General features: G+C 64.1%; 21 protein-coding genes. 15 read left to right on the top strand and 6 right to left on the bottom strand.

Features of this window, described 5'->3' with window-relative positions; all coding sequences use genetic code 11:
* Window positions 1-135: 135 nt before the first annotated feature.
* Complete coding sequence (locus tag AC5ZG5_RS03880) at window positions 136-597, bottom strand: Lrp/AsnC family transcriptional regulator (RefSeq protein WP_028165031.1); 462 nt, start codon at window positions 595-597, stop codon at window positions 136-138.
* A 139-nt stretch (window positions 598-736) separates the two neighbouring features.
* On the opposite strand from AC5ZG5_RS03880, the gene AC5ZG5_RS03875 reads away from it, so the two are divergent.
* Together AC5ZG5_RS03875 and AC5ZG5_RS03870 are read left to right on the top strand one after the other, a co-directional pair.
* The gene (locus tag AC5ZG5_RS03875) at window positions 737-3,103 is read left to right on the top strand and encodes a thiamine pyrophosphate-binding protein (protein WP_456641085.1); all 2,367 of its coding nucleotides are present in this window, start codon (window positions 737-739) and stop codon (window positions 3,101-3,103) included.
* A 193-nt stretch (window positions 3,104-3,296) separates the two neighbouring features.
* Window positions 3,297-4,727, top strand: a complete 1,431-nt coding sequence (locus AC5ZG5_RS03870; RefSeq protein WP_028165029.1) for an aldehyde dehydrogenase family protein — start codon at window positions 3,297-3,299, stop codon at window positions 4,725-4,727.
* Window positions 4,728-4,780: 53 nt separating this feature from the next.
* Here the strand turns inward: AC5ZG5_RS03870 and AC5ZG5_RS03865 are convergent, their stop codons facing one another.
* Entirely contained in the window at window positions 4,781-5,743 is a 963-nt protein-coding gene (locus tag AC5ZG5_RS03865) for an SMP-30/gluconolactonase/LRE family protein (protein WP_456641084.1), read from the bottom strand.
* Between the two features lie 102 nt (window positions 5,744-5,845).
* Here AC5ZG5_RS03865 and AC5ZG5_RS03860 point away from each other — a divergent pair, with 102 nt between their 5' ends.
* Both AC5ZG5_RS03860 and AC5ZG5_RS03855 read left to right on the top strand, forming a co-directional pair.
* A complete protein-coding gene (locus AC5ZG5_RS03860; protein WP_456641083.1) occupies window positions 5,846-6,664 on the top strand; it encodes an NAD-dependent epimerase/dehydratase family protein in 819 nt (272 codons plus the stop codon).
* Window positions 6,665-6,740: 76 nt separating this feature from the next.
* Window positions 6,741-8,447 (top strand): IlvD/Edd family dehydratase, encoded by a 1,707-nt coding sequence (locus AC5ZG5_RS03855; protein ID WP_456641082.1) that lies wholly within the window; start codon window positions 6,741-6,743, stop codon window positions 8,445-8,447.
* 9 nt (window positions 8,448-8,456) lie between these two features.
* On the opposite strand, the gene AC5ZG5_RS03850 is transcribed toward AC5ZG5_RS03855, so the two are convergent.
* Window positions 8,457-9,251, bottom strand: a complete 795-nt coding sequence (locus AC5ZG5_RS03850) for an enoyl-CoA hydratase/isomerase family protein (RefSeq protein WP_456641081.1) — start codon at window positions 9,249-9,251, stop codon at window positions 8,457-8,459.
* A 257-nt stretch (window positions 9,252-9,508) separates the two neighbouring features.
* Here AC5ZG5_RS03850 and AC5ZG5_RS03845 point away from each other — a divergent pair, with 257 nt between their 5' ends.
* Window positions 9,509-10,729 (top strand): NAD(P)/FAD-dependent oxidoreductase, encoded by a 1,221-nt coding sequence (locus AC5ZG5_RS03845; RefSeq protein WP_456641080.1) that lies wholly within the window; start codon window positions 9,509-9,511, stop codon window positions 10,727-10,729.
* 79 nt (window positions 10,730-10,808) lie between these two features.
* Here AC5ZG5_RS03845 and rbsK read toward each other — a convergent pair whose 3' ends face one another.
* A complete protein-coding gene (gene rbsK, locus AC5ZG5_RS03840; protein ID WP_456641079.1) occupies window positions 10,809-11,720 on the bottom strand; it encodes a ribokinase in 912 nt (303 codons plus the stop codon).
* A 15-nt stretch (window positions 11,721-11,735) separates the two neighbouring features.
* Entirely contained in the window at window positions 11,736-12,629 is an 894-nt protein-coding gene (locus AC5ZG5_RS03835; RefSeq protein ID WP_208819781.1) for a sugar kinase, read from the bottom strand.
* Window positions 12,630-12,849: 220 nt separating this feature from the next.
* Here AC5ZG5_RS03835 and AC5ZG5_RS03830 point away from each other — a divergent pair, with 220 nt between their 5' ends.
* The 10 genes from AC5ZG5_RS03830 (at window position 12,850) to AC5ZG5_RS03785 (ending at window position 23,682) form a co-directional block, all read left to right on the top strand.
* Complete coding sequence (locus AC5ZG5_RS03830) at window positions 12,850-14,109, top strand: Glu/Leu/Phe/Val family dehydrogenase (RefSeq protein WP_456641078.1); 1,260 nt, start codon at window positions 12,850-12,852, stop codon at window positions 14,107-14,109.
* Entirely contained in the window at window positions 14,106-14,954 is an 849-nt protein-coding gene (locus tag AC5ZG5_RS03825; protein WP_456641077.1) for a VOC family protein, read from the top strand. Before AC5ZG5_RS03830 ends, AC5ZG5_RS03825 begins: the two co-directional genes overlap by 4 nt.
* Before the next feature lie 238 nt (window positions 14,955-15,192).
* Entirely contained in the window at window positions 15,193-15,900 is a 708-nt protein-coding gene (locus tag AC5ZG5_RS03820) for a TetR/AcrR family transcriptional regulator (RefSeq protein WP_196237303.1), read from the top strand.
* A gap of 209 nt (window positions 15,901-16,109) precedes the next feature.
* Window positions 16,110-16,919 carry an ABC transporter permease gene (locus AC5ZG5_RS03815; RefSeq protein WP_028165017.1) on the top strand — a complete coding sequence of 270 codons (810 nt, stop codon included), beginning with the start codon at window positions 16,110-16,112 and terminating at the stop codon, window positions 16,917-16,919.
* Window positions 16,920-16,983: 64 nt separating this feature from the next.
* Window positions 16,984-17,979: an ABC transporter substrate-binding protein gene (locus AC5ZG5_RS03810; protein WP_051396830.1), complete on the top strand. Its 996-nt coding sequence runs from the start codon at window positions 16,984-16,986 to the stop codon at window positions 17,977-17,979.
* 11 nt (window positions 17,980-17,990) lie between these two features.
* Window positions 17,991-18,836 carry an ABC transporter ATP-binding protein gene (locus AC5ZG5_RS03805; RefSeq protein WP_456641313.1) on the top strand — a complete coding sequence of 282 codons (846 nt, stop codon included), beginning with the start codon at window positions 17,991-17,993 and terminating at the stop codon, window positions 18,834-18,836.
* 230 nt (window positions 18,837-19,066) lie between these two features.
* Window positions 19,067-20,467, top strand: a complete 1,401-nt coding sequence (locus tag AC5ZG5_RS03800) for a hypothetical protein (protein WP_456641076.1) — start codon at window positions 19,067-19,069, stop codon at window positions 20,465-20,467.
* Window positions 20,464-21,615, top strand: coding sequence for a Gfo/Idh/MocA family protein (locus tag AC5ZG5_RS03795; RefSeq protein WP_456641075.1), 1,152 nt, complete (start codon window positions 20,464-20,466; stop codon window positions 21,613-21,615). The genes AC5ZG5_RS03800 and AC5ZG5_RS03795 overlap by 4 nt, the downstream gene beginning before the upstream one ends.
* A gap of 10 nt (window positions 21,616-21,625) precedes the next feature.
* Entirely contained in the window at window positions 21,626-22,819 is a 1,194-nt protein-coding gene (locus tag AC5ZG5_RS03790) for a dihydrodipicolinate synthase family protein (RefSeq protein WP_456641074.1), read from the top strand.
* Complete coding sequence (locus AC5ZG5_RS03785; RefSeq protein ID WP_456641073.1) at window positions 22,819-23,682, top strand: sugar phosphate isomerase/epimerase family protein; 864 nt, start codon at window positions 22,819-22,821, stop codon at window positions 23,680-23,682. The genes AC5ZG5_RS03790 and AC5ZG5_RS03785 overlap by 1 nt, the downstream gene beginning before the upstream one ends.
* Before the next feature lie 31 nt (window positions 23,683-23,713).
* On the opposite strand, the gene AC5ZG5_RS03780 is transcribed toward AC5ZG5_RS03785, so the two are convergent.
* On the bottom strand, window positions 23,714-25,393 hold the full coding sequence (locus tag AC5ZG5_RS03780) for a Spy/CpxP family protein refolding chaperone (RefSeq protein ID WP_456641072.1): 1,680 nt from the start codon (window positions 25,391-25,393) through the stop codon (window positions 23,714-23,716).
* Window positions 25,394-25,700: the final 307 nt, after the last annotated feature.

The following is a 25,700-nucleotide window of genomic DNA, read 5'->3' as shown; positions in this document are numbered from 1 at the left end:
CCTGTGGTTATGGGTGCCCGCCTTCGCGGGAATCGTAGGATGGGTAGAGCGAAGCGAAACCCATCGGGATGGAGCAAGCTGCGCGAATGATGGGTTTCGCTGCGCTCTACCCATCCTATGGAATCGCAACACGCCTCACACCGGCAGCGCGATCGAATACTTCACCTGGCTCAATGCAAAGCTCGACTCGATCGAGGCGATACCGTCGAGCCGCGTCAGCTTGTTCTTCAGGAACGCTTCATAGGAGGAGAGGTCGGCGGCGACGACGCGCAGGAGATAGTCACGGTTGCCCGTCATCAGATAGCATTCCAGAACCTCGTCCCATTTCGAGATCGCGCGCGCGAAGCGGTTGAGGTCTTCCTCCTTCTGCCGCGCCAGCTTGATCGAGATGAAGACGCTGACATGCAGCCCGAGCGCCTTCTGGTCGACGGTGGCGATATAGCGCGTGATCACGCCGCGCTCTTCCAGGAGCTTCACGCGGCGGTGACACGGCGAGACCGACAGACCGACCTTGTCGGCGAGCTCCTGCATGGTCATGCGGCTGTCGGTCTGCAGCAGGCTGAGGATTTTGCGGTCGATGGCGTCTAGCGCTGGCATTGGGATGAACTCGCAGTTTGGAAGCAGGACGTGGGAATTTATCCCAATCCTGGACGGTATGTCGCAAGAAATTGAGATTTTTGCCGATGGCGACACCGCTAAAATCGGCGCATATTTGAATCACGCCCGGAGCACGATCATGGGAATTGCGCCCGCTCGCCTGGAACTGTTGTCCGCGCTGGCGCGGAAGGTGCTCTGGCTGTCGTCATGGACGATCCATCACGCCAACCACATCCGCGCCAATGCGGATGGGCTGAAGGTCGGCGGCCACCAGGCATCATCAGCCTCGCTCGCCAACATCATGTCGGCGCTCTATTTCTCGGTGCTGCGCCCACAGGACCGCGTCGCGGTGAAGCCGCATGCGAGCCCTGTGTTCCATGCGATCCAGTATCTGTTCGGGCATCAGACCCGCGAGAAGCTGGAGAATTTTCGCGGCTACAAGGGCGCGCAGTCCTATCCCTCGCGCACCAAGGACGTCGACGACGTCGATTTCTCCACCGGCTCGGTCGGGCTCGGCGTGGCGCAGACGCTGTTCGCCTCGCTGGTGCAGGACTACGTCAAATCGCACGGCTGGATGCAGGACCGTCCCGAAGGCCGCATGATCGCGCTGGTCGGCGATGCCGAGATGGACGAGGGCAACATCTTCGAGGCGCTGCTCGAAGGGTGGAAGCACGGGTTGCGCAACACCTGGTGGGTGGTCGACTATAACAGGCAGTCGCTCGATGCCGTCGTGCGCGAAGGATTGTGGGCCAAGTTCGAAACCATGTTCCGCAATTTCGGCTGGGACGTGGTCATCGTCAAATATGGCAAGCTGATGCTTGAGGCTTTCGCCGAGCCGGGCGGGGAGGCGTTGAAGCGCTGGATCGACAATTGCCCGAACCAGATGTATGCCGCGCTCTGCTTCCAGGGCGGCGCTGCCTTCCGCAAGCATCTGCAGGACGACATCGGCGACCAGGGACCGGTCTCGGCCCTGATCGACCGCCGCAGCGACGAGGAGCTGCTGGCGCTGATGTCCAATCTCGGCGGCCATGACATGGCGAGTATGATCGAGGCGTTCGAGGCGATCGATCACGATCGTCCGGTCTGCTTCATCGCCTACACCATCAAGGGCGTCGGCCTGCCGTTCCAGGGCCACAAGGACAACCATGCCGGCTTGATGACGGTCGCGCAGATGGAGAAATGGCGCGCGAGCCAGAACATCCGGCCGGGCCATGAGTGGGAGAAGTTCGAAGGCCTGTCGCAGGATGCGGCCGCGCTCGAAGCGTTCCTGGGCGAGGCGCCATTCAACCGCGAGGGACGGCGCCGGCTGGAGGCGCCTCAGATTGAGGTGCCGCCGCAGCTTGCCTACAAGCCGTCGGCGCAGATGTCGACGCAGCAGGGCTTTGGCCTGGTGCTGAACGAGATCGCCCGTGGTGATAGTGCGCTCGCCTCGCGCATCGTCACGGTGTCGCCCGATGTCACGGTGTCGACCAATCTCGGCGCCTGGGTCAACCGCCGCGGCCTGTTCGCAAAGGCGGAGAACCACGATCTGTTCCGGCAGGAGAAGATTCCCTCCGCCTACACCTGGGAATATTCGCCGAAGGGACAGCATTTCGAGCTCGGGATCGCCGAGATGAACCTGTTCATCCTGCTCTCGGCGCTCGGGTTGTCGCACCAGATCAACGGCGAGCGGCTGCTGCCGGTCGGCACGCTCTACGATCCCTTCATCGAGCGCGGCCTCGATGCGCTGAACTATGCCTGCTACCAGGATGCGCGCTTCATGGTGGCGGCGACGCCATCGGGCGTGACGCTGGCGCCCGAAGGCGGCGCGCATCAGTCGATCAAGACGCCGCTGATCGGCATCGGCCAGGATGGGCTCACCGCATTCGAGCCTGCGTTCGTCGACGAACTCGCGGTGATGATGGGATGGGGCTTCCAGCACATGCAGCGTGAGGGCGCCGAGGGCGGCTCGGTTTACTTGCGGCTGTCGACCCGCACCATCGAGCAGCCGCAGCGGATCATGACGGGCGAACTGCAGCGCGACATCACCGACGGCGCCTATTGGCTGCGGCGGCCGGGGCCGAACTGTGATATCGTGGTTGCCTATACCGGCACGGTTGCGCCGGAGGCGATCGAGGCGGTTGGTTTCATCGGCGAGAGCCATCGCGATGTCGGCCTGCTCGCCATCACCTCCGCCGACCGGCTTCATGCCGGATGGACCGCGGCACGGAATTTGCGCCGTGACCGGCGGGGCGTGCAGCATCTCAGCCATGTCGAAAAGCTGCTCTCGGTCCTGCACCGCGACTGCGGTCTCGTCACCGTGCTCGATGGCCATCCGGCTTCGCTCGGCTGGCTAGGCAGCGTGCGCGGCCATCGCGTCGAGGCATTGGGGGTGGAGCATTTCGGCCAGACCGGCACGATCGGCGACCTCTATCGCCACCACGGCATCGACGCCAACGCCATTATCGACGCCGCCGAAGCGGTAACCATCGGGGCCCCGGTGCGGCACCGCAAAATGGCGGTGTAAGGCAGGAGGACGGAGAGGGGAAGGAGCGACAGCGAGCCGTCTTGCCACCATCGCAAGGCTGATCTTATATCCGGTGTCCGCCGCATCGCGGCGCCACCGCATATGGCGGGTTCAACTGATCAAGCTTTCGTGCAAGGATGCCTGCCGAACGCTTCCGTTCTGTTCTCCATACGCCCCGCACAAGAGGTTTCCGATGGTCAACCGCCTGCAATTCTATATCGACGGCGCCTGGGTCGATCCCGTCGTCAAGAAGTCCACCCCCGTCATCAATCCGGCGACCGAAGAGGCGATGTATGAAGTGGCGCTCGGCTCCAAGGCCGACGTCGACAAGGCCGTGGCTGCCGCCAAGCGTGCCTTCGAGACCTATTCGCAGACCAGCCGCGAGGAGCGCGTCGCGCTTTTGACCAAGATCGTCGAGATCTACAAGCGCCGCATGAAGGAGATCGGCGCCGCCGTCTCCGACGAGATGGGCGCCCCGCTGCCGATGGCGGAGAAGCTGCAGGCCGGCGCTGGCCTTGGCCATCTCATGAACACCTTGGAAGTGCTCAAAAAGTACGAGTTCGAGGAGACCATGGGCACCGCCGTGATCGTGCGCGAGCCGGTTGGCGTCATCGGCATGATCACGCCCTGGAACTGGCCGCTGAACCAGATCGCCTGCAAGGTCGCGCCGGCGCTTGCGGCCGGTTGCACCATGATCCTGAAGCCGTCCGAGTTCACGCCGACCTCGGCGCTGATCTTCGCCGAGATCCTCGATGAAGCCGGCGTGCCGAAGGGCGTGTTCAACCTGCTCAACGGCCTCGGCCCCGAAGTCGGCGCCGCCATGAGCGAGCATCCTGATATCGACATGATTTCGTTCACCGGCTCGACCCGCGCCGGCGTCGATGTCGCCAAGCGCGCCGCGCCGACGGTGAAGCGCGTCAGCCAGGAACTCGGCGGCAAGTCGCCGAACGTCATCCTCGACGACGCCGACCTCGCCAAGGCGGTGACCGGCGGCGTCATGCACATGTTCAACAATTCCGGCCAGTCCTGCAACGCGCCGTCGCGGATGATCGTGCCGCTGTCGAAGATGAAGGAAGTGGCCGCGATCGCCAAGGGCGTCGCCGACAAGACCAAGGCCGGCGATCCCCGCGCCGACGGCACCACCATCGGCCCGGTCGTCAACCGCGGCCAGTGGGACAAGATCCAGGCGCTGATCCAGAAAGGCATCGACGAAGGCGCAACGCTCGTCGCCGGTGGTCCTGGCCTGCCGGAGGGCGTCAACAAGGGCTTCTACGTCCGCCCGACCATCTTCGCCGACGTCACCAACGAGATGACGATCGCCCGCGAGGAAATCTTCGGACCGGTGCTGACAATCATCGGCGCCAAGGACGAGGAAGACGCCGTGCGCATCGCCAATGACACGCCCTATGGTCTCGCGGGCTACGTCTCCGCCGGCACGGTTGAGCGCGCGCGCAAGGTCGGTCGCCAGATCCGCGCCGGCAACGTCAACCTGCAGGGCGTGCCGAACGAGCGCACCGCGCCGTTCGGCGGCTACAAGCAGTCCGGCAACGGCCGCGAATGGGGCAGGTTCGGCCTGGAAGAATATCTCGAGGTGAAGGCCGTCGCCGGCTTCAACGCGGCGTAAACCCTTTCACGACACCATTGCGGCGCCGGGGCCTTCGCCCCGGCGCCGTGTTTCTACCCGCCGAGCGCGCCTTGCGTGTTCACATAAAGCGCATAGATCGACTGGCTGGCGGCCATGAACAGGCGGTTGCGCTTCAAGCCGCCGAAGCAGAGGTTGGCGCATCGTTCCGGCAAAGCGATCCGGCCGATCATGACGCCGTCGGGCGCGAACACGAGGACGCCGTCCAGCTCGGGATCGCCCATGCCCCAGCCGCACCAGAGGTTGCCGTCGATGTCGCAGCGCATCCCGTCGGGCGTCCCCGGGCCGGCATCGACGAAGACCCGCTTGTTGGCAATCTTGTCGCCACCAGGCGCGACGTCATAGGCAAGAATCTTGCGGTTCGGCACGCCGCGGGATTCCACGATGTAGAGGATCTTTTCATCGGGCGAGAAGCACAGCCCGTTCGGCCCCAGGACGCCCTCGGCGACGATGGTCGCTTCGCCGGTCTCGCCGTCGATCCGGTAGACGTTGGCATCGATCTCGGGCTCGGCCTTGTAGCCTTCATAGTTGCCGAGCAGGCCGAAGATGGGATCGGTGAACCAGATCGATCCGTCGGACTTCACGACAACGTCATTGGGCGAGTTCAGCCGTTTGCCGCCAAAGGAGTCCATCAACACCGTGATCGAACCGTCATACTCGGTGCGCACGACGCGGCGGCCGCCGTGCTCGCAGGTGACGAGCCGACCCTGCCGGTCGCGGGTGTTGCCATTGGCGAAGTTGGAGGGCTTGCGGAAGATGCTGACCGCGCCGGTTTCCTCTTCCCACTTGATGATGCGCTGGTTGGGGATGTCACTGCACAGGAGATAACGCCCGTCACCGAACCAGACCGGGCCCTCGGCCCAGCGCAGGCCGGTGGTCAGCCGTTCCACCGCCGAGAGCTTGAGCCAGTATTTCTCGAAGCGCGGATCGAGCGCATGGATCGCGGGATCGGGATAGAACGTCGCCGGACGCCAGCCGGCGGGATGCGTATCGGACATTTGCTGTTCTCGTTGTGATGTTCCTCGCGCCTCATTTTGCTATCATTGTCAGACACCGACCGCAAATCGGCGGAAACAACGAGCGAAGAAACGGGGGACGAAATGCCACGCATCCTGATGACCGGCGCGGCCGGCGGTATCGGCACCAGCCTGCGCAAGCTGCTGCCGCCGATCTATCCCGACCTCGTGCTCAGCGATCTCAAGACGCCGGCCGATCTGGGCGCAAACGAAACATTCAAGCCTGCCGATCTCGCCGACCTCGCGCAGGTCGAGGCGATCTGCGAGGGCGTCGACGGCATCCTGCATTTCGGCGGCTATTCGATCGAGGGCCCCTGGGATTCCATCCTGCAGTCCAACATCATCGGCTGCTACAATCTATTCGAGGCCGCCCGCAAGAAGGGTGTGAAGCGCGTGATCTTCGCCTCCTCGAACCACGCGGTCGGCTTCTATCCGCGCCATCATCGCATCGGCACCGATGTCACTGCGCGTCCCGACAGCCGTTACGGCGTCAGCAAGGTCTTTGGCGAGGCGGTCGGCGCGCTCTATGCCGACAAGCACGGTTTGAAGGTGACCTGCCTGCGGATCGGCAATTTCGGTGACAAACCGCTCGATCATCGCCGGCTCTCGATCTGGCTGAAGCCGGAGGATCTGGTGCAGCTCTGCCGCATCGGGCTCGAGCATCGCGACATCCATTTCGAGATCTTTTACGGCGCCTCCCGCAACGAACGCGCCTGGTGGGACAATCACCGTGCCTACGATCTCGGCTATCGCCCGACCGGCCGCGCGGAGGAGTTCCGCGAGCACGCAATGGCCGAGCAGGCCAAGCTGCCGCCCGATCCGGTCGGCGACTTCTACCAGGGCGGCGCGTTCTGCGGCATGGAGTTCGACGGTGACACGAGCCGGGTCATCGATTGGAAGTGACGCACTCAGGGATCCAAAGTTGACAATGACCGCCGCACGCCGTTAGTGCCCGTAACGAGACAAGAGGAAGAAGACAATGGCTGAAGGACTGCGCAAGGGGCTGACGAGCTATGGCGACGCCGGGTTCTCGCTGTTCCTGCGCAAGGCCTTCATCAAGGCGATGGGCTATTCGGACGACGCGCTCGATCGTCCGATTGTCGGCATCACCAATACCTATAGCGACTACAATCCCTGCCACGGCAACGTCCCGCAGATCCTCGAGGCGGTGAAGCGCGGCGTGATGCTGTCAGGCGCGATGCCATTCGTGTTTCCGACGATCTCGATCGCAGAAAGCTTTGCGCATCCGACCTCGATGTATCTGCGCAATCTGATGGCGATGGACACGGAGGAGATGATCCGCGCCCAGCCGATGGACGCGGTCGTCGTCATCGGCGGCTGCGACAAGACGCTGCCGGCGCAGATCATGGCCGCGGTCAGCGCCGATCTGCCGACGGTCGTCATCCCCGTCGGACCGATGGTGGTCGGTCATCACAAGGGCGAGGTGTTAGGGGCCTGCACCGATTGCCGGCGGTTGTGGGGGAAATACCGCGCCGGCGAGATCGACGATAACGAGATCGAGGCGGTCAACGGCCGGCTCGCGCCTTCGGTCGGCACCTGCATGGTGATGGGCACCGCCTCCACCATGGCCTGCGTCACCGAGGCGCTCGGACTGTCGCTGCCGATGAGTGCGACGATCCCGGCGCCGCACGCCGAGCGCTTCCGCTCCGCGGAAGCGAGCGGCAGGACCGCCGCCGCGATGGCAAAGGCCAAAGGGCCGAAGCCGAGCGAAATCCTGACGCCGGCCTCGTTCCGTAACGCGCAGGTCGTGATGCAGGCGATCGGCGGTTCGACCAACGGTCTCATCCACCTGACTGCCATCGCACATCGCTCGCCGCACAAGGTCGACCTCGAAGCTTTCGATAAGCTCGGCCGCGAGGTGCCTGTTTTGGTCGACCTGAAGCCGTCGGGCGAGCATTACATGGAGCATTTCCATCATGCAGGCGGCGTGCCGAAGCTGATGGCGCAGCTCGGCGATCTCATCGATCTCGATGCGAAGACCATTACCGGGCAGACGCTGCGCGAGGTCGTTGCGGCCGCCGAGGACGTGCCACGGCAGGATGCGATCCGCTCGCGCCAGAATCCGATCAAGACCGAGGGCGCGATGGCGATCCTGCACGGCAATCTGGCGCCGCGCGGCGCAGTCATCAAGCAGTCCGCCGCGAGCCCGAAGCTGTTGCAGCATACCGGGCGCGCCGTCGTGTTCGAATCCGTCGAAGACATGACGCTCCGCGTCGATGATCCCGAACTGGATGTCACCGCCGACGACGTGTTGGTGCTGCGCAATGCCGGCCCCAAGGGTGCGCCCGGCATGCCCGAGGCTGGGTATCTGCCGATCCCCAGGAAGCTTGCACGTGCCGGTGTGAAGGACATGGTGCGGATTTCGGATGCGCGCATGAGCGGCACGGCGTTCGGCACCATCGTGCTGCACATCACGCCTGAATCGGCCGTCGGCGGTCCGCTGGCGCTCGTGAAGAACGGCGACATGATCCAGCTCGATGTCGCAAAGCGCCGTATCGATCTCCTGGTCGACGAGGCCGAATTGCAGCAGCGCCGCGCCGCGCTGCCGCCGCGGGCTACGCCCGATTGGGCGAAGCGCGGCTATGCGCACCTCTTCAACGAGACCATCTTGCAGGCCGATGAAGGCTGCGATTTCGATTTCATGCGCGTCGGTGGGAAGGAGTAGGACTCCAACTTATTTCGACTTGCTGGTGAATTTCTTCACGGCGATGCGGAATTCATCCGTGTTCATGCAGTCGATGATGGCATCGCGCTCGGCGTCGAGCTGCGCCTGGATCGGCGTCGTCGGCGCGCGATGGATCAAGGCCTTTGTCGCCGCAAGTCCGGCCGGCGCGGTCTGCGCGAGCCTCAGCGCAAACTCGCGCGTCGCTGCCTTCAGCTCGATTGCCGGAACGACCTTCGCGACGAGGCCCCAATCGTAAGCCTGCGCCGCCGAAAAACCGTCCTCGGCCAGGAAGATCTGCAGCGCACGGCGAGGCCCAACGCTCGCGGCAAGTCCGACCGTGCCGCCGCCATCGGGCGAGACGCCGATTTTGGCATAGGCCGGCGTGAAGCGGGCGTCTTCGGCCGCGATGCAGAGATCGGCAACGAAGGCGAGCGAAAGCCCGGCGCCGGCCGCCGAACCATGCACGCTCGCCAGCACGAGTTTGGGCATCCGCCGCAGCGTCGCGATGAAGGCGTGATAGTGCTTGAGCAACTCGCCGACCACCGGCTTGACCTTGTCAGCTTCGACCGCAGCACCAATGGTCTGCAGATCGCCGCCGGCGCAGAAAGCGCGGCCCGCACCTTCGATCACCAGCACGCGGATGTTGTCGTTGCGCTCAACTTCAGCGCCAAACTGCTCGAGCTTCTTTGCGATCGACAGGTCGATCGCGTTGAAGGCCGCCGGCCGGTTGAGCGTGATCGTCGCAATTGCGCCGTCGATGGTGAGCAGTGCCGGATCGGTGGCAGTGGTGTCGGGTGTCGGCATGAGCGGCCTCCGGGATGGTTGGCCGACATTTAAGGCGCAGATCGGAGGGGTGACAATCCCACTCTCCATAAAATGCCGCCTTATTTGGTTTTGCCGCCGGAAAACACTCTTGCATCGCGGCAAAGCATGAGGCCAAATGGCGCCTGCCATCGTTCGGGACGCGGACACGAGCGCCGCACGGACGACGCGAACAAGCCAACATCTAAGTGAGGAAATGGCATGGGTCGCTTCAGCGCGCTCGTAACTGGATTGTTGCGATGACGACAGGACCGGTGATCATCGTCGGCGCGGGGCATGCCGGCTTCCAGCTAGCGGCGTCTCTGCGGCAGGACGGCTTTGCCGAGCGCGTCGCGCTCATCAATGACGAAGGTCATCTGCCATACCAGCGTCCGCCTTTATCGAAGGCTTACCTCAAGGGAACCGGCGGGCCGGAGACGCTGATGTTCCGTCCGGGAAAATTCTATCTCGACCAGGGCATCGAACTGATCACCGATCGGTCCGTGTCGATCGATCGTGCTGCGCGAAAGATCATGCTCCATTCCGGCGCGTCGCTCGATTACGGGCACCTGGTGCTTGCGACCGGCGCACGCAACCGGCTGCTCGATATCCCCAATGCCAATCTGGAAGCGGTGCGCTACCTGCGTACCCTGGACGAGAGCGAAGCGTTGCGACATCTGCTCAAGCCCGGCCTGCGCGTCGTCGTGATCGGCGCCGGCTTCATCGGGCTGGAGTTCGCCGCAACCGCGCGCGCGAAGGGGCTTGAGGTCGATGTGGTCGAACTGGCGGCACGCGTCATGGCGCGCGCGGTGACGGCGGAAATCTCCGACTATTTCCAGTCGCGCCACACGGCCACGGGCATCCGCATCCACCTCGGCGTTCAGGTCACGAGTATCGAGGCCGATGGCGCCAGGGTGACGGGCGTCAGCCTCAGCGACGGCCGGCATATCCCGGCCGACCTCGTCGTGGTCGGCGTCGGTGTGTTACCGAATGTCGAGATCGCGGCGGAAGCCGGCTTGCCGGTGGCGTCCGGCATCATCGTCGACGAGCATCTGCTCACCTCGGATCCGAATATCTCGGCCATCGGCGATTGCGCGCTCTACAGGAGCGAGCGGTTCGGCGGCTCGCTGCGGCTGGAGTCGGTGCAGAACGCGACGGACCATGCCCGCTGCGTCGCCGCGCGGCTCACGGGCCATGCGAAAGCCTATGATGGGCTGCCGTGGTTCTGGAGCGACCAGGGGCCCGACAAATTGCAGATGGCAGGCCTGACCACCGGCTATGATCGCGTCGTGGTGCGCGGTGACCGCGAGCAGGGACAGTTCTCGGCATTTTGTTATCGCGATGGCCATCTCGTCGGCATCGAATCCGTCAACCGCGCCGGCGACCATATGTTCGGTCGAAGATTGCTCGGCGCTGGCGGCTCGATCACGCCGGAGCAGGCAGCCGATACGTCGTTTGATCTCAAGAGCGCATTGATGTGAATTTGTCGGGTGGGCAAAGCGCAGCGTGCCCACCTTCGAGAGCACAGCATGAAATGGTGGGCACGCTGCGCTTTGCCTCCTACGTGTTGAGTATATTCGCAACCTCTGCCGCAGTCGGCATCGATGGCGCGGCGCCCATTCGTTGCACGCAGATGGATGCGGCGGCGTTGGCGTAACCCAGCGCATCACGAAGATTGTTTCCGCCGGCGAGTTGCGAGGCCAGTGCGCCGACGAAGCAATCGCCGGCGCCCGTGGTGTCGATCGCCTTGACCTCGCGCCCGGCCACGATCAGCGGCTCATCTTTGACCAGCGCCAGCACGCCGCGTTTGCCGAGCGTGACGCAGATGATTCTGTCGCTTCCCGCCAATGAATGGGCGGCATCGATAAAGCGGGTGTAATCGTCGTTGTCGCGCAGCTCGCGTCCCGTCAGGAAGCCGAGTTCGGTTTCGTTGAGGACGAGAATATCGACCAGGTCGAGCAATTCGCCGTCGAATTTCCTGGCCGGTGCGGGATTGAGGACCGTGGTAGCACCGGCGGCGCGGGCGCTCCTGAAGAAGGCGGTGATAGCCGCCTGCGGGATTTCGAACTGGCTCACCGCAATGTCGCCCTTTGCCAGCACGGGCATTGCGACGTCGTCGGCATCGACCAGCGCATTCGCGCCGGGCACCACGACGATGGTGTTATCCGCATCCGCGACGGTGATGATCGCGGTGCCCGTATGCGCCTCGGGCGTGTCCTTGACGAAGCTGAGGTCGACGCCTTGGGCTGCGAGGAACGTCCGCAACTGCTCTCCGAAAGCGTCCTTGCCCAGCCGGCCGATCAGCGTGGTTGGCGCGCCGAGCTTGGCGGCGGCGACGGCCTGGTTGGCGCCTTTGCCGCCGGGGAAATAGAGCACAGCGCTGCCCGCAACGGTTTCGCCGACGCGCGGGTGACGCTCGGCGGTTGCGACCACATCCATGTTGATGCTGCCGGCGACGAAAACCCGCCGCATGCCAAGAGCGCTCCCTTACGCGTTGATCTGGAACTCCTGCTTCACCGCCTCGATGTCGGTAAGCGTCGGCAGGCCTGCCTCGTTGCCGAGCTTCTGGATCTTGTAGGTCGACGCCGCGCGCGCGAGTTCGAAATGATCGCTCCAGGTTTTGCCGGGATGCGCGAGATAGGAATAGATATAAGCGCCATGGAACACATCGCCGGCGCCGTTGGTGTCGATCACGCGCTCGCGCGGGATCGGCAGCGCAGGCATGGTGCGGACCACGCCGGCTTCGTCATACCAGAGCAGGCCCTTCTCGCCCTGCGTCACTCCGCCAACCCGGCAGCCGCGGCCCTTGAGGTAATCGAGCATCTTTTCCGGCGTCAGGTCCATCTGCTCGCAGAGGCGCTCGGCGACGATCGCGACGTCGATATATTCCAATAGCTCATGGGTGTTGGTGCGCAGGCCGCCGCCGTCGAGCGAGGTCAGGATGCCATCCTCGCGGCAAAGCTTTGCATAATGAATGGCAGCGTCCGGCTGGTGGCCGTCGATATGCAGCGCGCGGCAGCCCTTCAGGTTCAACAGCGGGAAGGGATGAATATGCTCGTCGTCGCGGCAGCGGACGATGGCGCGCTTGCCATCCTTCGGCATGATGAAGGACAGCGAGGATGAGTTGACCTTGCGCGGATGGACGGAGATTCCGTACTTCGCGGCCATGTCCCAGAACATCCGCCCGAGCCAATCATTCGCCATCGTGGCGATCAGGTCCGGCACGATGCCGAGCTTGGCGCAGCAAAATGCCGCAGTGACGGCATTGCCGCCGAAGGAGACCGCATAGGCGTCGGCCACATGTTTCTCGTCGCCGGTCGGCAGATGGTCGGTGATGAAGGTGACGTCGATATAGGTCTGTCCGATGAAGAGGGCCTGCATTCGTTTTCCGTCGTGAGGTGATGGGTGGTCCCGGCGGCAGCTTCAGCTTAGCACCGGATATTATGTGCGTTCGCCGAAATTATTCGCAACCATGCCGTCTTTGCGGCTTGAGATGGCCAAGTGAGCGGACTACCACCGTTCCCGCGTTTGCCAGCATGCCGTCCGATAACGGACGGTGGCTGTCCTGAGTTCCTGGTTGCAATACAAAGGGGGTAGGGCGATGACCGTATATTCCGGGCCGGTGTTCGAGATGGCGGCGAACCAGTTCAACGTGATCGCCAACCATCTCGAAATCCCCATGGACGAGCGCGACCGGCTGCTGATGCCGAAACGCTCGGTTACGGTCTCGTGCCCGATCCACCGCGATGACGGCACGGTGGCGGTGTTCGAGGGCTATCGCGTCCAGCACCATCTCACCATGGGCCCGACCAAAGGTGGCACCCGCTTTGCGCCCTCCGTCGATATCGGCGAGGTCGCCGCACTCGCGATCTGGATGAGCTGGAAATGCGCTCTTGTCGGTCTTCCCTATGGCGGCGCCAAGGGCGGGGTCAACGTCGATGTGACGCAGATCTCCAAGCGTGAACTGGAGTCGCTGTCGCGGCGCTACATGCAGGAGATGATTCCCTTCGTCGGCCCGCACACCGATGTGATGGCCCCGGACATGGGCACCAATGAACAGGTGATGGCCTGGTTCATGGATACCTACTCGATGTACCAGGGCCAGACTGTGACCGAGATCGTCACGGGAAAGCCGGTCTCTTCCGGCGGCACGCTGGGCCGGCGCGAGGCGACCGGCCGCGGCGTCGCCTATCTCGCCAGGCGCGTGCTGAAGGAGCTTGGGATCAATCTCTCCGGCGCCACCGCCGTAGTCCAGGGCTTCGGCAATGTCGGTTCCTATGCCGCGCTGGAGTTGCATCACTACGGCCTCAAGATAACAGCGGTCTCCGACCACACCGGCGCGCTCTATGACGAGAAGGGCCTCGACATCCCGGCGCTGATGCACCATGCGCAGCTCCATGGCAGCATCGCGGGCTTCTCCAACGAACTGCATTTCGATCCCGCCGAGGTCCTGACGCTGCCCTGCGACGTGCTGGTACCGGCCGCGATGGAGCGCGTGATCGACGCTCGCGTCGCCGCCAAGCTCAGGTGCCGCGTGCTGGCGGAAGGCGCCAACGGTCCGACCACGCCGGAGGCCGATCTTGTCCTGGACAAGCGTCGAGATGAAATATTCCTCATTCCCGATATCCTCTGCAATTCCGGCGGCGTAGTGGTTAGCTACTTCGAATGGGTGCAGGATCTGCAGCAATTGTTTTGGGAAGAGGAGGAGGTGATGCGACGCGAATACCAGATCCTCGACCGCGCATTCGAGACGATGTTGAAGCGCGCGAAGACGGACAACATCCCGCATCGCACCGCGGCGATGGCGATCGGTGTGGAGAAAGTCCGTGCCGCCAAGAACACGCGGGGGCTGTTCCCATGATCACCGCGCTCGACCATATCGTCGTCCTCACCGGCGATATCGAGGCGGCGACGGCGGCTCATGAGACGCTGTTCGCACGCTCGCCGGCGTGGAAGAACGTCAGCGACGGCGCGGCGCGGGTGCTGTTCACGCTGGACAACACATCGGTGGAATTGATGGCGCCGAGCGGCGAGGGCGAGAATGCGGGCCGGATTCGCGCCGTGTTGGCATCGCAGGGCGAGGGGTTAGCGAGCCTGTGCTTCCGCACCAACGATATCGAAAAGATGCATCGCAGGCTGGAGCGGCTGACGCTGCGGCCGGAGCCGGTCTCGGAGGTGGAGAGCCAGGACGAGATCTCCGGCGCGACGCTATCGTGGAAGCGCACCCGCGCCGCCACCGACGCGACGCGCGGCGTGCGGATGTTCTTCCTCGAGCGCGACCAGGAGCGCCCGCTTTCGGTCCGCACCGAGCCCGCAGGGATCGCCGCGATGGATCATGTGGTGGTTGCGACCGCCGATCCCGAATGCGCGGCCGCGCTCTATGGCGCCCGCCTTGGCCTCGACATGGCACTCGATCGTTCGCACGCAGATTGGGGCCGGCTGATGTTCTTCCGCTGCGGCGATTTGATCGTCGAGGTCGCGCACAAGCCCGGCAAGACGGAGGCCGATGCACCCGACCGCCTGCGCGGCATCTGCTGGCGCGTCACCGACATCGATGCCACCCATGCGCGGCTCGTTGCCGCCGGCGTCGACGTCTCCGAAATCCGCACCGGCCGCAAGCCGGGCACGCGCGTGATGACCGTGCGTACCGGTACCTGCAGCGTGCCGACGCTGCTCGTGCAGCCGTCGCCGCTTGCATCTGCGTAGCGATTCACTCACGCCTGCCGCCGTTGTCGTCCGGGGCAAAGCCCGGAACGATGCCGTCATTCCGGGGCGTCCGAAGGACGAACCCGGAATCCATGTCGCCGCCTGCGCTGTGGCCAGATGGATTCCGGGTTCGCGCGTACGCGCGCCCCGGAATGACGGCTGGCGGGCATGCGTGATTCATTCTCAAACGCCGTCGGGCGTGCTACATCCAACATTCCGACTGAATTGAGCGATCCGATTGGCCAAGGCAAAGCGAGTTCTGAAGTGGCAGCGTGACCCCGAGGGGATGCGGCTGCGCATCCTGGAGGCGGCGAAGGCCGAGTTCGCCACTCATGGGCTCGCCGGCGCGCGCGTCGACAGCATCGCCAAGAAGGCCGGCGCCAACAAGCGCATGCTCTATTACCACGTCGGCAACAAGGAGGACCTCTACCTAGAGGTGCTCGAAGGCGCCTATGAGAAGATCCGCGCCGAAGAACGCGGGCTTGATCTCGAACATCTCGAGCCGCCGGAGGCGATCGCGCGGCTGATCGATTTCACCTGGAACTATTTCATCCGCAATCCGGAATTCCTGGCGCTGCTGAATACCGAGAATCTTGCGAAAGCGCGGCATTTGAAGCGTTCGACCAAGGTCAAATCGATGCATTCGCCGTTCGTCGAGATGATCCGCACGGTGGTCACACGCGGCGTGAAGAGCGGCGATTTCCGCGCCGCGGTCGATCCGGTGCAGCTCTATATATCGATCGCCGCGCTTGCCTTCTTCTATCTCTCCAACAGCGCGACGCTGAGCGTGATCTTCGGCCGTGATCTCTTGTCGAAGGACGCCCGCGATGAACGGCTGGAGCACATGATTGCGCTGGTGCTGGCGGCCTTGACGGGGAAGTCGATCGCAGCGTTCGGCAAGAGCAAGGCGCCGAAGCTGCAGGTGACCGCGCAGCAGGCGGTTTAGCGAAGCTCGAAATTGTTGCATCGCGTCGTCATGGCCGGGCTTGACCCGGCCATCCACGTTTTTCCAAGTCCATAAGGCGTGGATGCCCGGGTTCAAGCTGGGGCATGACGACCAAATGCACTCAAAATGCCGCGCGAAATCGGGCTGGACAGTATTTATCCAACGGGTTAATTTCCGGTCCTAGAAACGGTCAAGCAGGGAAGCGGAACGTGGCGGAGAGCAAGGAAGCGGGTGGCCTGTCGAGGCTGCTGAATGCGGCGTGGGTGCGCCCATTTCTGTTCCTGGTGTTCATTGTGGCGGCGTGGGACCTCGCCATCCGCCTGTTCCACATTCCCGCCTACCAGATCCCGTCGCCGGGCGACGTCGTCGCCGTGCTGCAGACGGACTGGCCGGAGCTGCTGCGGCAGTCGTGGCCGACGACCTATGCGACGGTCTGTGGTTTCCTGTTGTCGGCACTGTTCGGCATTCCCGTCGCGATGCTGATCGCGGGGTCGAGGACGGTGGAGAGTTATGTCTATCCGCTTCTGGTGTTCTCGCAGTCGGTGCCGAAGATCGCGATCGCGCCGCTGTTCGTGGTCTGGTTCGGGTTCGGCATCATCCCCAAAGTGATCTCGGCGTTCCTGCTCGGCTTCTTCCCGGTGGTGGTCTCGGCGGTGCAGGGATTCAAGTCTGTTGACCCTGACATGGTCGATCTCGCGCGTGCGATGCAGGGCAGCCGCTTCCAGGTGTTCCGTGCTGTCAACCTGCCGCATGCGATGCCCGCGATCTTCTCCGGCCTGAAAGTGTCGGTTACGCTGGCGGTGGTTGGTGCCGTCGTCGGCGAGTTCGTCGGCTCCAATTCCGGCATCGGCTATGTGATGCAGCGCTCGATCGGAACCTTTGACCTGCCCACGATGTTCGCCGCGCTGGTGATCCTGGCGCTGCTCGGCGTCATCCTGTTCTGGATCGTCGACCGCATCGAACGCCTGGTTATTCCCTGGCATGTCAGCCAGCGCGAGGACATTATTTTCGCTTCGTGAGTTATCCGGAAGGACAACAACAAGAGGTTTTGCCCGCAATGACGGGGAGAGGGAGGAGAACAAGATGCGATTGATAGCTGTGGTCTTGGCGACGCTGACCTGGACGGCGATGTCGGTGCTTCCGGCATCGGCCGCGGACAAGGTGGTGCTGATGCTCAACTGGTATGTCTATGGCGAGCACGCGCCGTTCTATTACGGCAAGGCCAAGGGCATCTATGCCGCCGAGGGCATCGATCTCGAGATCCAGGAAGGCCGCGGCTCGGCCGCGACCACGCAGGCGGTGGCCGCCAAGACCGCCAATTTCGGTTATGTCGACATTCCCACCATGATGCGCGCGGCGGTGAAGGGCGCGCCCGTCATCGCGACCGGCGTACTCCTGCAGACCAGCCCGATGTCGGCGATGGGCTTCGTCGACAAGAACATCAGGAAGCCAGAGGATATCAAGGGCAAGACGGTTGCGATCACGCCGGCCGATTCGATGACGCAGATTTGGCCGCTGTTCCTGAAGAAGACCGGCCTGAAGGAGAGCGATTTCCAGACGGTTGCCGGCGACGGCCAGACCAAGCTGAATGCGGTCATCAACGGTCAGGCCGATATGTTGCTCGGCTATGTCATGGACCAGTCGATGAAGATCAAGGACGCCACCGGCAAGGACGTCTATCCGATCAAGTTCGCCGATTACGGTATCCATCTGGTCTCCTCGGGCATCATCGCCAACAGCGACTATGTCAAGGCGAATGCCGATCTCGTTCGCCGCTTCATGTCGGCGACGACCAAGGCGGTGGAAGCCGCCGAGAAGGAGCCGAAGGCGGCGGCGCAGTCGATCCTCGATGCCAACCCCAAGGGCGGCAAGATCGACACGCTGACGCAGGGCTTTGAACTGACGATCCCGCTCTATCGCACCGATGAAACCAAGACCAAGCGGCCGTTCCAGGTCACCGACCAGAACATGAAAGACTCCGTCGACCTCATGGTCGAATATGGCGGGCTCGATGCCAAGGCCAAGGACAATCCGAAGGCCTTCTACACTAACGACTATCTGCCGAAGGGCGACTCGTGAAAGCACCTGCAATGAAGCCGGCGACACAGAGCCAGGTGGATCAACCAGCCGCGCATCTGCGGCTGGTGTCCGACCGTGCCGCCGCCGAGACGTCCGGCATCAAGCTGTCCGGAGTCTCCAAGACCTACCGCTCGCGCGACGGCGACGTGCCGTCGTTGCGGCCGCTTGATTTCCATATCAATCAAGGCGAGTTCTTCGTCGTGGTCGGCCCATCCGGCTGCGGCAAATCGACTTTGCTGAAGATGATCTCCGGACTGCTGCCGCCGACATCAGGCGAGATCCTGGTCGAGGGCGAGCCGGTGACCAAGCCGCACGGCAATGTCGGCATCGTGTTCCAACACGCGCTGCTGCTGCCGTGGCGGAACATCCTCTCCAATGTGATGCTGCCGATCGACATGAAGAAGCTGCCGCGGGAAAAATACCTGCCGCGCGCGAAGGAGCTTCTGAAGCTGGTCGGCCTCGAAGGCTTCGAGAAGAAGCTGCCGTGGCAGCTCTCCGGCGGCATGCAGCAGCGTGCCTCGATCTGCCGCGCGCTGGTGCATGACCCGAAGATCATGCTGATGGACGAGCCGTTCGGCGCGCTGGACGCGATGACGCGCGAGCGCATGAATGTGGAATTGATGCGGATCCAGCGCGAGACCGGCAAGACGGTACTGTTGATCACGCACTCGATTCCCGAAGCTGTGTTCCTTGCCGACCGTGTGCTCGTGATGACCGAGCGTCCCGGCGCGATTGCGGCGATCTACGACGTGCCGCTGCCGCGGCCGCGCTCGCTGGATGCAATGTCCGATCCGGTCTTCACCGAACTGGTGCAGCGCATCCGCAAGCACTTCTTCACCCAGGGATCGCTGGACTAGGACATGCAGGGATCGAGTCACCCTGGCGCGGCATCCTCCCACCTCTCCCCAGCGGGGAGAGGTCGGAACGCATCGATAGATGCGTTCCGGCTGAGGGGGAGTGCTCTATCGAGGGACTTGAGCCCCCTCACCCGAATTGCTTCGCAATTCGACCTCTCCCCGCTGGGGAGAGGTGGGGGCCCGCGGATCCGTTCATCCAAAATGCATCAGACTGCCGAGGTTTGAAGCTGATGCCGCCCCGTCTCGTTGTCCGAGATATTGCCCTGTTCGAACGTCCGGTTAGCTTTGCCCGGCCGTTCCGCTTCGGCGCGGTCGTGGTCAACGCGACTCCCCAAGCCTTCGTGCGGGTGGAGATCGAGGTCGAGGGGAAGGGCCGGGCGCTAGGTGCGAGCGCCGAATTCCTTGTGCCGAAATGGTTCGACAAGCGGCCAGAGCTTACGCCGGACGAAACGGTGCAGGAGCTGCGGCGGTCGCTCTTGATCGCGCGCGAGTTCTATCTCGCCCATTCCGGTTTTGACACCGCGTTCGGCCTGCATGCGGCCTGCATCGGCGCGCAAGTCGCGGCGTGCGCACGCGAGGACATTCCACCGTTGGCGGCAGCCTATGGACCGGCGGAAATCGACAAGGCGATCCTGGATGCGCTGCTCCGCTCCGTCGGCGTCAATCTCTTCGACGGCATGGCGCAGAACGTTGCCGGCATCGATGCACGGCTATCGCCCGATCTGGCTGACGGTGAAATCGCGGCTTTCCTCGCCGGGCGCAAGCGGCTTGAGCGGGTCGCGATCCGGCACACCGTTGGTCTCGACGACAAGATCGAAGGCGAGGGCGGTGTTGCCGACGCAAGGGAAAACGCCGGCGCGCGCTATTTCAAGCTCAAGCTCAACGGCGATCCCGAACATGATGCGGCGCGGCTGATCCGGATCGGCAATGAGCTGGCGACGCTTCCTTACGACTACGAGGTTACGCTCGATGCCAACGAGCAATATGCCGACCTTGCGGCGCTCGCCACTCTGGTCGACCGCCTCGACCGCGATCACGCAATGCAGCCGATCGCTGCAAAGCTGCTCTATATCGAGCAGCCGATGCCGCGCGACATCACCAAGGCCTCGCCGCTCGGCGCGCTGGCTAAAGGTGGCTTCATCATTGACGAGGCCGATGATTCCTACGATGCGTTTCCGGCGGCGCGGGCGCTCGGCTATCGCGGCATCTCCTCGAAATCCTGCAAGGGCCTCTACAAGTCGATCGTCAACGCGACGCGCGCGGCGAAATGGAGCGCGGATGGCGATGCGTTTTTCGTCAGCGGCGAGGACCTGACCTGCCAGGCGGGGCTTGCCGTGCAGCAGGACCTGGCGCTCGGCGCCCTGATCGGCGTCACCCATGCCGAGCGCAACGGGCATCACTATGTCGACGGCTTTGCCGAGACGCCCACTGCCGAGGCAGAGGCATTCCTGTCGGCGCATCCCGATCTCTACGTCCGCGACCGCAAAGTGCGCCTCGCTATCCATGACGGCGATCTCATGACGGGATCGCTGACGACGCCGGGCTTTGCCACATCAGTGCATCCGGACTGGTCCACCCTGTCGCCGCTGGCGCCGCCAATAGCAAGAATTCTGCAGGAGCAAGCATTATGACCACCAAACGTCTCGGCCTGATCATGAACGGCGTCACAGGCCGGATGGGGCTCAACCAGCATCTGATCCGCTCGATCGTCGCGATCCGCAACCAAGGCGGAGTGCTGCTGTCGAATGGCGACCGCATCATGCCCGATCCGATCCTGGTCGGCCGCGACGCCGAAAAGGTCGGCGCGCTTGCCAAGCGCTTCGATATCGCGCGCGTCACCACCGACCTGGACAAGGCGCTGGCTGATCCCAACGACACCGCGTTCTTCGACGCTGCGACCACCCAGGCGCGGCCCTCGCTGCTGGCCAAGGCGATCAATGCCGGCAAGCATGTCTATTGCGAGAAGCCGATCGCGACCAATCTGGAGGAGGCGATCGCGGTCGTGAAGCTCGCCAACGCCAAGGGCCTCAAGCACGGCACGGTGCAGGACAAGCTGTTCCTGCCGGGCTTGAAGAAGCTCGCCTTCCTGCGCGACTCCGGCTTCTTCGGCCGCATGCTCTCGGTGCGCGGCGAGTTCGGCTACTGGGTGTTTGAGGGCGGCTGGCAGGAAGCGCAGCGGCCGTCGTGGAATTACCGCGCTGAGGACGGCGGCGGCATCATCCTCGACATGGTGTGCCACTGGCGCTACGTGCTCGACAACCTTTTCGGCGAGGTGCAGAGCATCTCCTGCCTCGGCACGACAGATATCCCCGAGCGCTATGACGAGAAGGGCAGCGCCTACAAGGCCACCGCCGACGATTCCGCCTATGCGACGTTCCAGCTCAAGGGCGGCGTGATCGCGCATATCAACATGAGCTGGGTGACGCGCGTCTATCGCGACGACCTCGTCACCTTCCAGGTCGACGGCACCCATGGCTCGGCTGTGGCGGGGCTCACCGACTGCGTGATCCAGGCGCGGCAGGCGACGCCGCGGCCAGTGTGGAATCCGGACGAGAAGCGGCTGCACGATTTCTATGCCGACTGGCAGAAGCTGCCTGAGAATGCCGTCTACGACAACGGCTTCAAGGAGCAGTGGGAGATGTTTATCCGCCACGTCTGCGAGGACGCGCCCTATAAATACACGCTGCTCGAAGGCGCCAAGGGCGTGCAGCTCGCCGAATGCGCGCTTCGGAGCTGGAAGGAGCGGCGCTGGATCGACGTCGAACCGATCAGGCTGTGAGGACAGGATCATGAACAGGATCGTCCCGCCGATCTCTTCGCTCTCCCTGAAACTGCCGACCTCCGGCGGCGGCCTCGAGACCTATCGTCTCGCGGCGTCGCGGACCTTTCCCGCCAAGCTCGAGGGAACGCTGAGCCGCGTCGCGTTCTCGGCGGCGCATGTCGTCGCCGACCCGCGCGCCGATGTCGATCCGTGGCTGACCGCCGCGGTCGACTGGGACAGGACGATCGCGTTCCGCGAACATGTCTGGGATCTGGGACTGGGCGTCGCGGAGGCGATGGACACCGCGCAGCGCGGCATGGGACTGGACTGGAATACCTCGCTGGAATTGATCCGGCGCTCGGTGAGCGCGGCGAAGGCCAAAGGCAATGCGCTGGTGTTTTCCGGCGCTGGCACCGACCACCTCGCGGTGGAGGACGCCAGGACGCTGGACGATGTGATCCGCGCCTATGAGGAGCAGATCGCCGCGATCGAGAAGGTCGGTGGCCGCATCATCCTGATGTGCTCGCGGGCGTTGGCAAAGCTCGGGCGGAGTGCGGACGACTACGCCAAAGTCTACGGCCGCGTGCTGTCGCAGGTCCGCGAGCCCGTGATCATCCACTGGCTCGGCGATATGTTCGATCCGGCGCTTGCGGGCTATTGGGGTACGAGCGATCTCGACAAGGCGATGGACACCGCGGTTGCCATCATCAACGCTCACGCAGGCAAGGTCGACGGCGTCAAGGTTTCGTTGCTCGACAAGCAGCGCGAGATCGACATGCGCCGGAGGCTCGATCCGCGCGTCAAGATGTATACCGGCGACGACTTCAACTATGCCGAACTGATCGCCGGCGACGAGCAGGGTTTCTCGCACGCGCTGCTCGGCATCTTCGATGCGATCGCTCCGGCTGCATCCTATGCGCTGTCGCGATTGGCCGCGGGCGATGAAGCCGGCTTCCACGACGTGCTGGGGCCGACGGTGCCGCTGTCGCGCCACATCTTCAAGGCGCCGACGCGGTTCTACAAGACCGGCATCGTGTTCATGGCCTATCTCAACGGTCACCAGGATCACTTCACCATGATCGGCGGGCAGGAGAGCACGCGCTCGACGCTGCATCTCGCCGAACTGTTCCGCCTCGCCGATGCTGCGGGTCTGCTCGCCAATCCGGAATTGGCGATGCGGCGGATGAAGACGGTGCTGGCAACGCGCGGCGTTGAGCCCTGATGCGCGATTTTTCTTCCGATCACCGCTGGCTGTCGCTGAACACGGCGACGGTCCGCAAGCAGGGCAACCTGGTCGAGATCATCGAAGCCTGCGCGCGCCACGGCATCCGCGCCATCGATCCCTGGCGCGATCAGGTCGCGGCCGTCGGCCTCGATCGCGCTGTGCGCGCGGTGCGCGACGCGGGGCTCGAATTGTCGGGCTATTGCCGCGGCGGCATGTTCGTTGCCGACGCTGCGCATCGGCTTGACGCGCGCGACGACAACCGCCGCGCGGTCGATGAGGCCGCTGCGCTCGGCGCCTCCTGCATCGTCCTTGTGGTCGGCGGCCTGCCGCAATATTCGCGGCCGGGCAGCGCGGCCTCGAAGGACATAGCGGCAGCGCGCACGCAGGTGCATGACGGCATCGCCGAGATGCTGGAATATGCGAGAGGGGCAAAGCTGCCGCTTGCAATCGAGCCGCTGCACCCGGCCTATGCCGGCGACCGCGCCTGCGTGAACACGACCAGGCAGGCGCTTGATATCTGCGACACGCTGGACCCGCAGCGCAGCGGCATGCTCGGCGTCGCGCTCGATGTCTATCACATCTGGTGGGATCCGGAGTTGATGGGCCAGATCGCACGTGCGGGCAAGGACCGGTTGCTTGCGTTCCATGTCTGCGACTGGCTGGTGCCGACCAAGGACATCCTCAACGACCGCGGCATGATGGGCGACGGCGTGATCGACATCAAGTCGGTGCGCGCGGCGGTCGAAGCACAAGGGTATGCGGGCTATTCGGAGATCGAGATCTTTTCCAACGACTGGTGGAGCCGGCCGATGGATGAGGTCTTGCGGATCTGCATCGAGAGGCACCGGACCGCGGTTTAGGGGCGGTACTCAAGGCTCCCTGAAAGCGTGGTCATTGGCCTGCAGTCTGCTGCAGCGTGTTGAACCGCGCTTTCTGCTCGCTGCTCAGCGTGGCATAGAACTCGTCCAGTCTGGCTTGCACCCAATCGGCTGCCTCCAGCATGGCCTCTAGCCGCTTTTCCATCGCCTCAAGCCGTCCGACCGGCGTCAGTGGCACCTCGTCCGGGCAGGCAGCTTGCAGCCCTGCAACCGCTTTCTTCGTCGCGTTGCTCAAGCGGTCGAGCGCATCCTTTTGCTTGCCCGCGGGGCGTATCACCGCTTCGATCCGTTCGATCGGCAGCTGCGTCAGGCTGGACTTCGGATCGCCGCAGGCCTCGGACGCTTCCCGCGGCGGCTGCTGTTGCGAACGATCGCCGACATTGGGACCGAGCGCATTGAAGCGCGCCTTTTGCTCGTCGCTCAGCGAGTCATAGAACCTCTCTAGCGCCGGCCGCACGATCCTGACCGCCTCGAGCGTGGCGGTGATGCGGTTCGTCATCGCTCGCAAGCGGCCGGGCGGCGTCAGCGCATAGGATTCGCTGCAGGATTGCTTGAACACATCGGCAGCCTTTGCCGCCGCAATCTTCAATTCATCGAGCAAAGCACGCTGCTCCGGAGTCGGTTGGACGGCCCGCGTGATGTCGGCGATCGGCCAGGCGGTCACGCCCTTGTCCGGTGCTTCGCACACTTGCCGCAGAGTCTCTGGGCTCGCGCTTGGGCGTTGGCGGCCTCGGTAACCGGTGATCGCCTCGCCGGGCTCCGGGTATCGGGCGTAGGCGGAATACGGACTGTCCGCACCCCAGAATACGGTGTCGACGAAGTCGTCGTAAGCGTAAGCCCAATAGCCGGGCTCGTAGGCATAGGGCCAGAACGTGTAGTTGAAGATGTCGGAATAGGCATAGGGCCAGAACACCGGGCCGAGCCAGGCAACAAACACCGCTTGCTTGCCGTGCCCCCAGGCACGGTGGGGCGCCCAGGCCTGCTCCCGGGCCGCGAGCGCCGCTTGGGCTTGCAGGGCATCATTGCTCCGGAACTGTGCGGCAAATCGCCCGCGTGCTGCAGCCTCAAGGGCCGCAGCAGCGGCAGGTCGCTCGGCTGAAGGCTGCGGTGCCAACCGCTGCAGCCGCGCCTGATCACGTTGCTGCATAAGCTGCTCGCGCTGCAGCAGGCGGTTCTGGGTCTGGAGCAATCGCTCTTGCGCGCGTTGCGCCCGCACGCCTTCCGGCTTTTGCGACTGCAATTGCTGCACGCGCTGCTGCAGGCGATCGATGCGGGTCTGGCGCTCTGCGTTCTGGCGCGAAAGCATCTCACGCTGCCGTTCCTGCACCATCTGCTGTTGCTTTTGGATTCGCTGCGCACGCGTTTCGATCTGCTCCTGTGGCGACGGCCGCGCGCCCACAGCGGGCGATGGGGCCGGGCGCGACGGTGCGGCGATGTCGGGCCCGTGACGCCCTGCCGTGGCCGGACGCTGCGGTGGCGCAGCCGGGCCAGGACGGATGTCGGGTCGGCGGATCTCAGGTCGTGGCCCGGCTACGCGTGGTGCGGCCGCGCGCGGAGGTGCGGCAATATGCGGCGCCGGACGCGGTGCCATGGTCGGCCGCTGTGGCGGGGGAGCGGCACGGATCGCCGGTGCGGCCGGCCGCGCCATCGCCGGAGGTCGCGCCATCGCCGGCGGCGGTGCGGGGCGGGCCATGGCGGGGGGCGGTCCTGCTGGTCGGGCTGCTGGTGCAGCCCCGCCACCCCGGAAAGCCTTGGTCCCCTGGGCGAACGAGCCGCCGCTCCAAGCGATTGCGCAGACACCAACTAAGAACGCTGTAAGGCGAACGCCGTGCGGAAGCATGATGGCAGCTCCCTCCTACTGGCTCTGGTCGCCCGCAAACATCAACGCGCAAGCGCAGACATCGTTCGTTTCTCGCTTGTATGGCCCACATCGATTGCAATGCAGGGTGACGGGCGAGCACAAGCCGCGTACGCGGCACCGCAAGGAGAGGGCTGGCTCA

This window comes from Bradyrhizobium sp. Ses1 (assembly GCF_059512365.1).
Note: the sequence above shows the minus strand (reverse complement) of the source record. Positions and strands in the feature narration are given on the sequence as shown.

Excerpts from the sequence above, each read along its gene's own strand:
- AC5ZG5_RS03880 (WP_028165031.1), bottom strand. The coding sequence starts at position 597 with ATGCCAGCGCTAGACGCCATCGACCGCAAAATCCTCAGCCTGCTGCAG.
- AC5ZG5_RS03875 (WP_456641085.1), top strand. The coding sequence starts at position 737 with ATGGGAATTGCGCCCGCTCGCCTGGAACTGTTGTCCGCGCTGGCGCGG.
- AC5ZG5_RS03870 (WP_028165029.1), top strand. The coding sequence starts at position 3,297 with ATGGTCAACCGCCTGCAATTCTATATCGACGGCGCCTGGGTCGATCCC.
- AC5ZG5_RS03865 (WP_456641084.1), bottom strand. The coding sequence starts at position 5,743 with ATGTCCGATACGCATCCCGCCGGCTGGCGTCCGGCGACGTTCTATCCC.
- AC5ZG5_RS03860 (WP_456641083.1), top strand. The coding sequence starts at position 5,846 with ATGCCACGCATCCTGATGACCGGCGCGGCCGGCGGTATCGGCACCAGC.
- AC5ZG5_RS03855 (WP_456641082.1), top strand. The coding sequence starts at position 6,741 with ATGGCTGAAGGACTGCGCAAGGGGCTGACGAGCTATGGCGACGCCGGG.
- AC5ZG5_RS03850 (WP_456641081.1), bottom strand. The coding sequence starts at position 9,251 with ATGCCGACACCCGACACCACTGCCACCGATCCGGCACTGCTCACCATC.
- AC5ZG5_RS03845 (WP_456641080.1), top strand. The coding sequence starts at position 9,509 with ATGACGACAGGACCGGTGATCATCGTCGGCGCGGGGCATGCCGGCTTC.
- rbsK (WP_456641079.1), bottom strand. The coding sequence starts at position 11,720 with ATGCGGCGGGTTTTCGTCGCCGGCAGCATCAACATGGATGTGGTCGCA.
- AC5ZG5_RS03835 (WP_208819781.1), bottom strand. The coding sequence starts at position 12,629 with ATGCAGGCCCTCTTCATCGGACAGACCTATATCGACGTCACCTTCATC.
- AC5ZG5_RS03830 (WP_456641078.1), top strand. The coding sequence starts at position 12,850 with ATGACCGTATATTCCGGGCCGGTGTTCGAGATGGCGGCGAACCAGTTC.
- AC5ZG5_RS03825 (WP_456641077.1), top strand. The coding sequence starts at position 14,106 with ATGATCACCGCGCTCGACCATATCGTCGTCCTCACCGGCGATATCGAG.
- AC5ZG5_RS03810 (WP_051396830.1), top strand. The coding sequence starts at position 16,984 with ATGCGATTGATAGCTGTGGTCTTGGCGACGCTGACCTGGACGGCGATG.
- AC5ZG5_RS03805 (WP_456641313.1), top strand. The coding sequence starts at position 17,991 with ATGAAGCCGGCGACACAGAGCCAGGTGGATCAACCAGCCGCGCATCTG.
- AC5ZG5_RS03800 (WP_456641076.1), top strand. The coding sequence starts at position 19,067 with ATGCCGCCCCGTCTCGTTGTCCGAGATATTGCCCTGTTCGAACGTCCG.
- AC5ZG5_RS03795 (WP_456641075.1), top strand. The coding sequence starts at position 20,464 with ATGACCACCAAACGTCTCGGCCTGATCATGAACGGCGTCACAGGCCGG.
- AC5ZG5_RS03790 (WP_456641074.1), top strand. The coding sequence starts at position 21,626 with ATGAACAGGATCGTCCCGCCGATCTCTTCGCTCTCCCTGAAACTGCCG.
- AC5ZG5_RS03785 (WP_456641073.1), top strand. The coding sequence starts at position 22,819 with ATGCGCGATTTTTCTTCCGATCACCGCTGGCTGTCGCTGAACACGGCG.
- AC5ZG5_RS03780 (WP_456641072.1), bottom strand. The coding sequence starts at position 25,393 with ATGGCCCGCCCCGCACCGCCGCCGGCGATGGCGCGACCTCCGGCGATG.